The organism is Enterococcus sp. 3G1_DIV0629 (assembly GCF_002141285.1).
GTDB classification, from domain to species: Bacteria; Bacillota; Bacilli; order Lactobacillales; family Enterococcaceae; genus Enterococcus_B; species Enterococcus_B lactis.
This window is the reverse complement of the sequence record NZ_NGLI01000001.1, coordinates 844044-856256: the sequence shown is the minus strand read 5'-3', so window position 1 is coordinate 856256 and position 12213 is coordinate 844044. Positions and strand designations below refer to the sequence as shown.

Annotated in this window: 10 protein-coding genes and 1 pseudogene; 3 read left to right on the top strand and 8 right to left on the bottom strand. The window is 40.9% G+C overall.

The features are described 5' to 3' along the window. Positions 1-104 precede the first annotated feature (104 nt). A complete protein-coding gene (locus A5816_RS04360; protein ID WP_086310820.1) occupies positions 105-1391 on the bottom strand; it encodes an ABC transporter substrate-binding protein in 1287 nt (428 codons plus the stop codon). A 274-nt stretch (positions 1392-1665) separates the two neighbouring features. On the opposite strand from A5816_RS04360, the pseudogene A5816_RS16505 reads away from it, so the two are divergent. The 3 genes and pseudogenes from A5816_RS16505 to A5816_RS04350 all read left to right on the top strand — a co-directional run. Continuing rightward, a pseudogene (locus A5816_RS16505) lies at positions 1666-1926 on the top strand (response regulator); the annotation flags it as partial. Positions 1927-2244: 318 nt separating this feature from the next. Beyond that, the gene (locus A5816_RS16500) at positions 2245-3174 is read left to right on the top strand and encodes an AraC family transcriptional regulator (protein WP_256926079.1); all 930 of its coding nucleotides are present in this window, start codon (positions 2245-2247) and stop codon (positions 3172-3174) included. After that, positions 3171-4907 (top strand): sensor histidine kinase, encoded by a 1737-nt coding sequence (locus A5816_RS04350; protein WP_086310818.1) that lies wholly within the window; start codon positions 3171-3173, stop codon positions 4905-4907. The genes A5816_RS16500 and A5816_RS04350 overlap by 4 nt, the downstream gene beginning before the upstream one ends. 74 nt (positions 4908-4981) lie before the next feature. Here the strand turns inward: A5816_RS04350 and pheA are convergent, their stop codons facing one another. Genes pheA through aroF form a run of 7 tightly spaced genes read right to left on the bottom strand, consistent with a single transcriptional unit; the run spans position 4982 to position 12008 of the window. Beyond that, positions 4982-5806 carry a prephenate dehydratase gene (gene pheA, locus A5816_RS04345; protein ID WP_086310817.1) on the bottom strand — a complete coding sequence of 275 codons (825 nt, stop codon included), beginning with the start codon at positions 5804-5806 and terminating at the stop codon, positions 4982-4984. After that, positions 5803-6312 carry a shikimate kinase gene (locus tag A5816_RS04340; RefSeq protein WP_002329282.1) on the bottom strand — a complete coding sequence of 170 codons (510 nt, stop codon included), beginning with the start codon at positions 6310-6312 and terminating at the stop codon, positions 5803-5805. The genes pheA and A5816_RS04340 overlap by 4 nt, the downstream gene beginning before the upstream one ends. Further along, a complete protein-coding gene (gene aroA, locus A5816_RS04335) occupies positions 6305-7600 on the bottom strand; it encodes a 3-phosphoshikimate 1-carboxyvinyltransferase (protein WP_086310816.1) in 1296 nt (431 codons plus the stop codon). The genes A5816_RS04340 and aroA overlap by 8 nt, the downstream gene beginning before the upstream one ends. A 12-nt stretch (positions 7601-7612) precedes the next feature. Further along, positions 7613-8704: a prephenate dehydrogenase gene (locus A5816_RS04330; RefSeq protein ID WP_086310815.1), complete on the bottom strand. Its 1092-nt coding sequence runs from the start codon at positions 8702-8704 to the stop codon at positions 7613-7615. Positions 8705-8720: 16 nt separating this feature from the next. Beyond that, complete coding sequence (gene aroC / locus A5816_RS04325; protein ID WP_086310814.1) at positions 8721-9887, bottom strand: chorismate synthase; 1167 nt, start codon at positions 9885-9887, stop codon at positions 8721-8723. A gap of 1 nt (position 9888) precedes the next feature. Further along, entirely contained in the window at positions 9889-10953 is a 1065-nt protein-coding gene (gene aroB / locus A5816_RS04320) for a 3-dehydroquinate synthase (protein ID WP_002372877.1), read from the bottom strand. A 32-nt stretch (positions 10954-10985) separates the two neighbouring features. Then, positions 10986-12008: a 3-deoxy-7-phosphoheptulonate synthase gene (gene aroF / locus A5816_RS04315; protein WP_002313693.1), complete on the bottom strand. Its 1023-nt coding sequence runs from the start codon at positions 12006-12008 to the stop codon at positions 10986-10988. Positions 12009-12213: the final 205 nt, after the last annotated feature.

Sequence of the window (12213 nt, the reverse complement as noted above, 5' to 3'; positions counted from 1 at the left end):
AATTGAAAAGACAAGAAAGACAACGTCTGTAAGGCAGCCGCCATCTTTTTTGTCTTTTCTGTTGTTTGATGAAAAAGCGAAGAAATTCACTTTTTTATCACCAATCAATTAGCCAACTGTGCTTCTACTTGTTTTTGTGTATCTGCTAGTACCTTGTCTGTCTCTTCTCCATTGATGATTCGATGAAGAGCTTCGGCTACGACTGCTTCAATTGCATAGGTCTCATGTCCGTAATTCACTTCTGGAATTTCTGATGTCCATTTGGAAAAATTATCAAAGACCTTTTGACCACTGTAAAATTCTGAAGCTTCTTGATAAGCTTCTTGTTCATTTGCACTAAGCATCGCAGACACCAGTCCGATTTCTTTCGCAAGAGTGCCCATCAGTTCTTCATTCGATGCAAACGTTGCTTCGAGGAAATCTTTCGCTGATTCTTCTCCAGCTACTCCTTTGAGCACATACCAGCCAGCACCGCCAAGGTTAGAAGCTTGCGCTTTTTGTAAATTTTCTGGAAGTGCAGGTATTGGCGCAATCTTCCATTTTCCAGATTGGTCTTCTGCTCCTTGGATCGTTGAAGAATACCAAGCGCCAGTTGGGCTAGAAGCTACTGCTCCTGATTGTATCGCAGTTACTCCAGCATTCCAGTCAGAGGTTTGTTCGACTAGGTCTTCTTTCAAAAGAGTGGCAAATAATTCAAGACCATACTTTAAAGATGCATTGTCTTGGATTGTGACCGTCTCCCCATCTTTGGACGTATACCATTCTCCCGCCTGTTGCATCATCATTCTTACTCGGCCAAGATCAGAAGGATTGACTTCAGCGATTTTCTTTCCCGTCTTTTCTTTGACATCTCGCGCTACTTGAATGTACTCGTCCCACTTCAGATTCTCCATATCCTCTTCTGTATATCCTGCTTCAGTCATCAGATCCGTACGATAGAAGTTTGCTGTTACGCCCGAATCGAAAGGAACACCGTATATTTTTTCTCCTACTTTGTTTACTGCAAATTTATATGGTGCAAAATGATCTTCCTTTACAATAGCAGTCAAGTCAGCGAATGCATCTGGATAAGAAGTCAAATAGCCTTGTATCCTATAATCTTCAATCAAGACGATATTGGGCAATCCTTCTGTATTCCCGCTTGCTAAAGCGGTGTTCAGTTTCTGAACGATATCATCCTGAGACATCGTAACAACTTCTATCTCTGTTTCTTCGTTCTCATAAACTTTTTTTGCTTCATTCACTGCTTTGATATTGAATGTCTCATCCCACGCCCAGACAGTGACTTTTTCTTCGTTGTCTGCTGTGCTACTAGCACTTCCGCATCCTGTTAAGAAACCTGATGCTGCCGCTAAACAAACGACTCCAGCAATTAACTTTCTGATGTTCATTTTTTATCCGCTCCTTTTCTATCCAATAGTTGTTTACGTTTGCTACATTCATCATATCAAAATTTGAAAACGGTTTCTTTATTATTCAGATACTTCAAAAATTTCTCCTAAAATAATAAAAAAATACAAATCAACTATGACAAAAGGAATAATCTTAGCATCTAGACCAAAGATTGAAAGGGTGGAGGTTTCTTTAAAATAAAAATATCCTTGCATTTTCTCCTAGAAATAAGTATTTTTAAATTACAAGACTATTCTTAAGGCGGGTAAAAAAATGCCAATACGCGTAATTCTTATCGATGATGAACAGACGATTTTAGACGGAATGAAACAGTTGATCAATTGGTCTGAGCACGGGTTTCAATTAATAGGGACTTTTTCCAGCCCGTTGAAAGCGCTTGATTTTTCTTTGGTACATGCAATCGATATCGTGGTCACAGATGTAATGATGCCTGAATTAAATGGGATCGAATTATCCCGGCTATTAAAACAGCAACAACCTGAAACACAGATCCTTATCCTCTCTAGCTATGATGAATTTGATATGGTTAAAGATTCTTTTAAAGAAGGCGTCGCTGATTATCTTTTAAAGCCTCGATTGAGTCCTGATTTTTTTCTAAATTCCTTAACTGCCGTTTCACAAAAAATCAAAAAAAAGCCCAACAAAAGCCCAATCACCGATCGTTATGAGCAGATCTGCGAGAATCTTTCACAGCAGATTGCTGGACAAACTCGTCCATTGCTTGACCCTCTTCTTTTTGAACACACCTTGTTTTTTCTGTTATATACCGAAAAACGGCCATTCAGTTCAAAACAAGGCTCTAAACAAAAACAGTTGATCATCCATTCGTTGATGGATAGCGACGATTCGTTTACTATTTATCCCTTTTCTACCTTTTCAGAAGAATCCGGCTATGTGATCAATACTGATTCCAAAGATACGCTTAGAAAGTTTGTTCAAAAGTTTCGTCAAGAAGTTTTTCCAGGTGATTTTTTTGTTGTTTCTGATTCTTTTGCAATTCAAGATATCAATGGAATATTCCAAGAAATCAGAAATTGCACCAAAGGACAACGCTTCTATCATAAGGGAAAGAACCTTGCTTATCAGCATGAACTTCTTCCGTTATTAACCAACCACGAGCAGCAAGCAAGTAGCTATTTAACAAAAATCGTTCATAAAGACTACACTTTAGCTGTCAAAGAACTTGAGGATTTCTTTACGACAATATTGGAAGAGCCTATTGATCCAGCTTATTTGAAACATGAAGCAATCAATCGTTTCTATGCATTACTCAACGCTTTGGCTGACGAGCATGTTGGGAATGAAGAACTTTCTTTGCTCAAGATCGCCCTTCCTTCTTTATTAGCCGATGCTGAGTACTTCGAAGATTTTTCTATTCTTGTCAAAGAAACACTTGAGAAACTCACCCACTTTTCTGCAAATGCAAAAAAAGACAATTTCGATATCTTGACTTTGATCTACGAGTTCGTTCAGGAAAATTATGAGAAAGAAATCAATTTACAACTTCTATCCGAAAAATATCATTTTTCATATAGCTATCTCTCAGCCATCTTTACTGAAAAATTTGGCATCAACTTTTCAAAATATCTAAAAAAAGTCCGTATCAGTAAAGCCAAGCTCTTTTTAACGGAAACACGGCTTACTTTGACGGAAATCTGTGAGAAAGTCGGCTATACCGAACTGGGTTATTTCTCCAGAGTTTTTAAAGAAGAGACAGGAATGACACCTTCTCAATACCGTAAAGGAACTTTTGTAAAATGAGAAAAAAAATCAAAGAGCATGAACTCTTTACCAAACTTCTGTTCATTTTGTTCATCGGTCTTTTTCTGCAAGCCATCGTCATCTCTTTGTTTATTTATCATCGATCAAGGGATGCCTATATCCAGCTGTTCAATCAATCGAATGATGTGGTACTAAAAAAGATCCAATCTGAATTTGAAAGCTTGAATGATGCAATCGAGAATACATTAGCCGCTTTTGATTCCAACCCAGCTGTCGAAAACTATTTTTCCAATGATCCAGCCCAACATATGGAACAGCTTCAGCAACTAAGAACAATCCAAAAAATGAATGACTCTCTTTCAAAAATCCATCCAATGATCGATTACGATGTATTGATCTTTGGAGAAAATGGAAGAACTTTTGTCGGAAATGACATGCTCACTGCCGTATCTGCCGATTCTTTTTTTCAATCTGCGATTGCCCAGAGAGTGAATGAACGCGCTGCTGATACACAAATGCTTTTTGCACAATACGGATTGACTCTTCGCGATAAGAAAGCACCCAGCGTCTTTTTTGTCAAAAAACTGAAAAACACATTGAATCATATTTACGGATATGCTGTTTTATCGATCTCATCCCAGCAACTAGCGAATCTTTTTCAATCTGTGGTAAATCCCGAGATATCGAAGATCTCCTTCATGAACGAAGAACAGACGGTCATCGCATCAAATGAAGAAAATACAATTGGGAGCCGATCAATGATTTTCAAAAAACTGATAGTAGGTGAAACAGTCATTTCAAATGGACAGCAGTTGACCCGTCTTCCTCTGTACCGCCAGCATTGTACATTACTCAGCCAAGTCGATCTTCATTCTTTGTCTAACCAAATGGGCGTGATTTTCCCCATTATTTTGTATAATATCGTGACACTTGTTTTTGCTGGCTCATTGGTATTTATGTATTTGGATCGACACACAAAATCGATCTACCGCTTGATTGATTCGCTAAAATGGCTAGAGGTAGATGGCTTGAAAGCTACTGTTCCTGTACAAGGAAGCCATGAAGTCCAATTGCTAGGGAATACGATCAATCAATTGCTAAGCAGCGCGCAGCATCATTATGAACAGACGATCCAAGACGAAAAGAAGAAACGTTCGCTTGAAATCCAGACTATGCAAGCTCAGATACAACCCCATTTCATTTATAATACGCTGACTAGCTTGAAATTTTTGATTTGGCAGCAAAAAACAGATGAAGCAGTTCAAGGAATCGACAGTTTCATTACTTTACTAAGAAGTACGATTGGAAAAAAAGAAGAAGTGATTCCAGTCAAGGAAGAAATCAAAAGCGTACAAAGTTACATCGATCTTTTGAGTATGCGATATGGCGAAAGAATCTCGGCTAAAATAATGATTCCTGATGAACTGCAGACATTATCTATGCCGAATATGATTCTTCAACCAATTATCGAAAACGCCTATCTTCATGCTTTTCACAATAAAACGCAAGGATTCATCACGGTGTACGGCAAAACAAAAAATCAGCTTCTTTTATTCGAAGTGATTGATAACGGCGATGGCTTCGATACTGAAAATACCAAACAAAAAAATGATCATTTCTCAGGAATCGGCATCAGCCATGTAGATGAGCGGATACGCCTAATGTATGGAGATGCATATGGCTTAACGATCCAATCAGTGATTGGGACAGGAACGACTGTAACGATTTGTCTCCCGCTTCTTCCTAAAAACCAATCAGAATATCAAAAATAAAGAATAGCCAAGCGCTGATTTTTTTATTTTAAGTTAAATAAATCAATCAGTATTCTTGAATTTCATCTACGCGTCTATTCTACTGTCAATACTGGATAACAGCCCAATATTTGACTTTTTCCTCCGAGCATCTTGATTTCTTGGAGCGCATTCTCTACTAATGCCATTGGGCGGTCCAACAACAAATCGATCACGAAAAAATATTCTCCCAAGCTAGTTTTCAATGGTCGGGATTCAATCTTACTTAAGTTGATCTCCCGCCAGCCAAAAACTGCCAGCATTTTATGAAGCATCCCTGGCCGATTAGCAGGTAGTGTCAAGATGACACTCATCTTTACTGGAGCTGGCTGCTGGCTAGTCATCTTTCGGTCACCGACGATCCAAAAACGTGTCTGGTTCAACTCATTATCTTGGATATTCTCAGCTAAGATCTCCAATCCAACATGCTGTGCTGTTTCTAATGAAGCAATCGCTGCTGCGTCTTCTTTCGGATGTTCTGCTACATACATTGCTGCAGCAGTTGTTGATTCTGTTGCTACTAAAGGAACATTAGGATAATGCGTTTCTAAAAACTGTTGTGATTGTGCTAGTGCTTGGGGATGAGAAAGGATTTTTGTAATCTTTGTTGCTGCATTGCCTAAAAGCTGCTGCTTGATAGGAAGAACGATTTCACTTTTAACTTCGACTTCTGGATGTTTGGAGAGAAGATCGATTGTGTGATGAACAGATCCTTCCAATGAATTCTCTACAGGAACGACAGCCAGATCGACCTGTTTGCGAAACAAAGCGCGCAAACAAGCAGGGATCGAAGCATACGCAGTCAATTGTTCTGTAGGAAATAGCTGGCAAGCCGCCTGATAAGTGAACGAACTTTCTGGCCCTAGATAGCTGACATTCATATGCTTTTGATCCTTTCTATAATGGTATCGATGATCTTTTCTGGTGTTTGATTGGTCGTGTTGATTCGATGTGTCGCACTCTCTTCATACCAGGAAAGTCGTTGTGCCAATAAGGCTTTTATTTCTTCTCTTGTTTTTCCAAGAGCTAACGGTCGAATAGACGTTTTATCTTGTTGGATACGATCGATTAGACAATCTGCTTCTGCCTCTAAGTAAAGAACAATAGGCTGCGTTTGTAAAAATTGCCGATTGGCAGCACATTGGACGATTCCTCCACCAGTCGCGATAATTTTATCTTCATTTGACAGCTTTCTTAAAACCTTTGACTCCACTTTTCGAAAGCTGTTTTCACCGTAATAGTGAAAATATTCGGCAATCGACAATTGGATATGTTCCTCAATCTTTGTATCTAAATCTACATACTCTTTTTGTAAACGTTGAGCTAACCCTTTACCGATCGTTGTTTTTCCAGCGCCCATGAAACCAATCAGCAAAATGCTAGCCATGAGCTTCTCCTCCTGACACAAGTTCTGCTAAATCGTCAAAAAATGCCGGATAAGAGATTGAAACGGCTTCGGCTCCTTCTAGTTCGCAAGGTCCATCAGCTATCAAAGCAGCTACTTGCAGCATCATCCCGATTCGATGATCGCCTCTGCTGGAAACTTTTGCACCATGCAGAGGTGTTGGTCCATGGATGATCAAACCATCTGCTGTTGCTTTTATCTTTGCCCCCATTTTTCGCAATTCTTCTGCCACCGCATCAATTCTGTCGGTTTCTTTTACTTTTAATTCTTCTGCATCTTTAATGATCGTGATTCCTTCTGCTTGAGTAGCCACTAAAGCTAGAATGGGCAGTTCATCAATCAGACGCGGAATGATTTCTCCACCAATCGTTGCTTTCTTCAAATGACTCGTCTTGACACTTAAATCAGCCGATTGGTTCTGTTTATTGTGATTCGTCTGGGTAATCGCTGCGCCCATCTCCTCCAACACATCTAAGATACCGGTTCTTGTTGGGTTGACCCCGACATTTTTTAACAACAGCTGGCTTTCCGGAACAAGAAGCCCTGCTGCTAGAAAGAAAGCAGCTGATGAAATATCACCTGGAACAGTTATCTGCTGACCGGTTAATTTTTGCGGTCCTGTCACCATGATTGTTTTATCTTCCACTGTGATCCTTCCACCAAATTGACGAATCATTTCTTCCGTATGGTTACGGGAACGTTCTTTCTCAACGATTACGGATGTACCTTCTGCTTGTAGTGCCGCAAACAGCAAAGCTGATTTGACCTGTGCACTAGCTACAGGCATATTGTATCGGATAGGTGATAAAGAGCGGGTTCCTGTCACAGTGATTGGTAGATACTGATCATTTTCTTTTCCTTGCAAGTCAGCACCCATCTCGCGTAAAGGCTCCATCACTCGCCCCATTGGACGTTTAGACAACGAAGCATCACCGAACAGAGTCGTTGCAAAAGGCTGTCCAGCCAAAATACCCATCAATAAACGACTCGTCGTACCGGAGTTTCCCATGTCGATGGGTTCAGTTGGTGGGACAAAGGAGTGGCTACCGCGACCATGAATCTTGATCACCTCTTCCTCTTCTTCGATTTCGACACCTAATTGTTGGAAGGCATGTAAAGTACTCAGACAATCTTCTGCGCGCAAAAAATTTTGTATAGTCGTCGTTCCCTCAGCAATTGCTCCAAACATGATGCTGCGATGAGAAATCGATTTATCTGCTGGTATCCTAACAGTCCCTCTTAAACCATGTATTTGTTGTAATAATCGCATTTATCCAACCTCCTATTTGATCCAGCAATGATAACTGGTATTAGATATAATGGTTCTTTTTGCTTGTAACAAATCCTGTTGATTTTTGAAACTGATTTGCAGTATCCCTAAAATATCTTCTCGCGTCTCTTGGATCTTCAAATTGATCAAAGAAACTCCCGCTTTTCCAATCAGTCCAGTTACTTCTGCAATCACGCCAGGCTCATCTGGCACATCGATAAATAAATCAAAAAAGGCAGGAATCGCGCCTTGCTTATGGATAGGCAACTGGTCTCGACTTTCTTTTGCCCGATTGAAAAAAGAAAAGATTTCCGATTGGTTCTCAGTCATGATCCATTCTGCTATTTGTGTCATTTCTTGTTGCCAATCTGCCAATCGTTCCAATAATATCTGCTTATTGCTCAACAAAATATCTGTCCACATGACAGGATCCGAGGAAGCAATCCTAGTGATATCTCGAAAGCCTCCTGCTGCCAGTTGTTTGGCTCGCGGATATTCTTGATTGAATTGTTCTGCCTGATTGACTAAACCAGCTGCCAGAATATGTGGAAAATGACTTAGCATTCCTGTTATACGGTCATGTTCTTCTGCTGTAAGAATCACATATTTTGCTTTGGTTCCGCAAAATAGTTCTTGCAGTTTTTCAACATCTTTTTTCGTCTTTTCCAAAGGTGTAAAGATGTAATAGGCATTTTCAAATAGTTTAGCATCTGCTGCCTGTATACCTGATTTATGAGAACCAGCCATTGGATGGCCACCGACAAACCGAAGATTTTTCTGCTCAGCGGATGTCACGACTTGCTGCTTCGTACTGCTGACATCCGTAATGATGACGTGATCAGACAAGTTGATTCTTTCAAGGACATCAAGATAAGCTAAGGTTGTACGGACGGGAACGGCTAATAAGATAACGTCTGCTTGTTCTGCACCTGTTTCAAAATCATTTGCAACGTAATCAACGATCTGCTGTTCTACTGCTTGCTCACGGGTTTTTGACTGACTATCCCAACCAACTACTATCAGTTCTGGATTGGTCTGACGAATACAAAGTGCCATAGAAGCACCAATCAGTCCAAGCCCCACGATAAAAACATGTTGTGCCATCTTATTTGCCCCCTCTTTAATAATGTTTCAAGTAGTCACGGTACTCCTTCACTGCAGCTTTCAACTCAACAAGCGAATCACTTGGGAATTTTGACAATAGCTCTGTCGCTACTACAGTGGCTACAACATTTTCCGCAACGACGCTAGCTGCAGGAACTGCTGTACTATCCGAACGTTCTACACTTGCTTTGTAAGGTGCTTTTGTATCGATATCAACACTTTGAAGTGGCTTGTACAATGTAGGGATGGGTTTCATGACCCCGCGGATAATAAGTGGTTCGCCATTGGTCATCCCGCCTTCGAAGCCGCCTAGATTATTGCTACGTCGGAAGTAGCCTCGTTCTTCTTCCCATAAGATCTCATCCATCACTTCTGATCCTGGTAATGATCCAGCAGTGAATCCGACCCCAAATTCTACTCCTTTAAAGGCATTGATACTAACCACAGCTTGCGCGATTTTGGCATCTAGCTTCGTGTCCCATTGTACATAGCTTCCTAATCCAGCTGGAACGCCTCCAACGAGCACTTCTACAATTCCTCCGATCGTGTCTCCATTTTTCTTTGTCTGATCGATCAGTTCTTTTATTCTTTGCTCGACTGCTGAATCAACAACCCGTACTTCTGATGCTTCAGAAATTTCTTTGATTTCTTGAATGGAGATATTTTCAGGTATTTCTGCTTGGATTCCACCAAGACAAATCACGTGTCCGGCTACGATGATGTCAAGTTCTTCCAGAATTTTCTTGGCAATTGCGCCGGTTGCTACACGCATGGTCGTCTCTCTTGCAGAGGACCGTTCAAGCACATTCCGAAGATCTCGATGATGGTATTTCATACCGCCTACCAAATCCGCGTGTCCTGGACGCGGACGTGCAACTCGCCGCAGTGATTGGTCTTTTTCAGGTACTTCTGCTACAGACATGACAGTTGTCCAATTTTTCCAATCTTTATTTTCTACCACTAAAGTGACAGGTGAACCAATTGTTTTGCCGTGACGGATGCCAGACGTGATACGAACACGGTCTTTTTCGATCTTCATCCTTCCTCCTCTGCCGTAACCAGCTTGTCTGCGAGCGAGTTCGTGATTGATTTCTTCTTCTGATAGAGGTAACCCTGCTGGTAGTCCTTCAATAATCGCTGTTAATTCTGGTCCATGGGATTCTCCCGCAGTCATATAACGCATCTTACAGTCCTCCTAAGTAATCTTTGAATGTCTCTGTGGGAACAGGTACGATTTTTGCTTGCCCAATCTTTTCTAGTAAGATGATATTCAATTGGCTTCCTCTTGCTTTCTTATCATGGGTTATCGCGTGGAATAATCCCTCTGAATGACTTAGATCGTAAGTAATCGGCAGGTGGAATTTTTGGAGTATCCTTTCTAATGCAGCTGTCGATCCAGTTGGAGACAAGCCGATTTTTTCTGCATGAGAAGTGATGGCTACCATTCCAATAGCTACTCCTTCTCCATGACTGACTACCCCATATCCTGCTGTATTTTCAATTGCATGGCCAATTGTATGACCAAAATTTAAAATAAGTCGATTTCCTTGGTCAAAGACATCTTCTTCCACTACTTTTCGCTTGATTTTCAACGTAGCAGTGATGATTGGAACAGCATGTTCCAAAAGATTTTTTTCGTCTTTCAGCTCATTCAGCTGTTGCCAAAGCATTGCATCTGCTATAGCTGCTGATTTGATGATTTCAGCGATCCCTTCTCGTAAACGACGTACCGGCAAAGTCTTTAGAACCTCAGGATCAATCAATACGCCATCTGGCTGGCTAAATGTTCCGACAAGGTTCTTCGCTTTGTTTGTATTGACTGCTGTCTTCCCGCCGATACTAGAATCTACTTGTGCAAGTAGCGTAGTCGGAAGTTGAACGAAATGGATCCCACGCATGAACGTCGAGGCCACGAATGCGGCTAGATCACCCACCATTCCTCCACCAAGTGCAAGTATTCCATCGCTACGGGTAAAATCATTATCTGCCAAAAAATCGTATAACTCAGCTGCTTGTTCCAAAGATTTACTGGTCTCACCCGCCGGTACGATTGAAAGGACTGGTTCAAAATCAGCTTGTCTCAATTGGAACATGATTTTTTCCGCATACAGTGGAGCAACGTTGGTATCAGTGATCACAGCTACTTTTTGAGGCTTCCAAATCGTTTGAAGCCATGATCCAGCCTGTTCTAGTGCACCTTCTTCAATATGAATATCGTATTTCTGGTTATCAACATGTACAGTAAGCATTCGTTTCACTTCTTTCTTTTAAAAAGCTGGCATTAATCGAGTGTTTGAATCTTTTCCATTGCTTCTTTCATGATCGTCACTTCTTTCATCATGCGTGAGTAAGTCTTTTCATTCAACGATTGGGGACCGTCTGACCAAGCATTTGCAGGATCAGGATGGATCTCTACGATCATGCCATCTGCTCCGCTTGCCACACCCGCACGGGCCATTGGTGGTACAAGATCCCAAATACCTGTACCATGACTTGGATCAACGATCACAGGGAAATGAGTTAATTTTTTCATCAATGGGACAGCACTTAAATCAAACGTATTACGTGTAGCTGTCTCGTAAGTCCGAATCCCACGTTCGATAAAAATGACAGGAGATTTGTCTTCGACTGCAATGTATTCTGCAGCATTAAGCCATTCATTGATCGTACCAGAAATCCCACGTTTCAATCCAACAGGTTTACCTGTTTTACCGACAGCAGATAGCAGTTTGAAATTTTGCATATTACGTGCGCCAATCTGTAGGATATCGCTGTACTCAGCCACCATGTCGATATGCCCTTCATCCATCACTTCAGTAATCACTTTCATTCCAAATTCATCAGCCGCTTGACGGATGTATTTCAATCCTTCTTCTTCTAAGCCTTGGAAAGCATATGGAGAAGTACGTGGTTTGAAGGCACCACCTCGCAGAATTTTTGCACCCCCGGCTTTGGCCATTCGCGCACATTCTCTGATTTGGTCTAATCCTTCGATAGAACAAGGACCAGCCATCGTCACGAAACTACCGTCACCAATTTTTACTCCGTCTACATCCACGACTGTATTGCCAGGATGGAATTCTCGAGAAGTCAATTTGTATGTGTTTAAAATACGCACAGCATTTTCTACTCCTTCGTAGCGTGTAAATGCTCCTTCTTGTAAACTTCGCGTATCACCTTTTAGTCCAATCACTACTCGTTCTGTTCCTTGATCGATTGAGACTTTGAATCCTTCTTTTTCGATATGATCGACGACTTTTTTTACTTGTTCTTCCGTTGCTTCTTTTTTCATAATTACTATCATTGTTTTTCCCGCTTTCTTTTGTTTACTTATCTATCTTGGCTGATTTTCTTTACTTTTTCAAGGTGGTTTTACATAAATCCCTACTAAACGACCGTGTCCTGTTGTTCTCATTTTCGCTCCTTCTTTCCTACTTATGACTCGGATAATCAACAAAAAAAGATGTCCCTGTAGGAAATTGCCTCTACAGTGAACATCTTCAACGAGC

What these genes read in the sequence shown, in the direction of transcription:
- A5816_RS04350 (WP_086310818.1), top strand. Translation starts at nt 3,171, where the DNA reads ATGAGAAAAAAAATCAAAGAGCATGAACTCTTTACCAAACTTCTGTTC.
- aroB (WP_002372877.1), bottom strand. Translation starts at nt 10,953, where the DNA reads ATGCTTACTGTACATGTTGATAACCAGAAATACGATATTCATATTGAA.
- aroF (WP_002313693.1), bottom strand. Translation starts at nt 12,008, where the DNA reads ATGATAGTAATTATGAAAAAAGAAGCAACGGAAGAACAAGTAAAAAAA.
- A5816_RS04360 (WP_086310820.1), bottom strand. Translation starts at nt 1,391, where the DNA reads ATGAACATCAGAAAGTTAATTGCTGGAGTCGTTTGTTTAGCGGCAGCA.
- A5816_RS16500 (WP_256926079.1), top strand. Translation starts at nt 2,245, where the DNA reads ATGGATAGCGACGATTCGTTTACTATTTATCCCTTTTCTACCTTTTCA.
- aroC (WP_086310814.1), bottom strand. Translation starts at nt 9,887, where the DNA reads ATGCGTTATATGACTGCGGGAGAATCCCATGGACCAGAATTAACAGCG.
- A5816_RS04330 (WP_086310815.1), bottom strand. Translation starts at nt 8,704, where the DNA reads ATGGCACAACATGTTTTTATCGTGGGGCTTGGACTGATTGGTGCTTCT.
- A5816_RS04340 (WP_002329282.1), bottom strand. Translation starts at nt 6,312, where the DNA reads ATGGCTAGCATTTTGCTGATTGGTTTCATGGGCGCTGGAAAAACAACG.
- pheA (WP_086310817.1), bottom strand. Translation starts at nt 5,806, where the DNA reads ATGAATGTCAGCTATCTAGGGCCAGAAAGTTCGTTCACTTATCAGGCG.
- aroA (WP_086310816.1), bottom strand. Translation starts at nt 7,600, where the DNA reads ATGCGATTATTACAACAAATACATGGTTTAAGAGGGACTGTTAGGATA.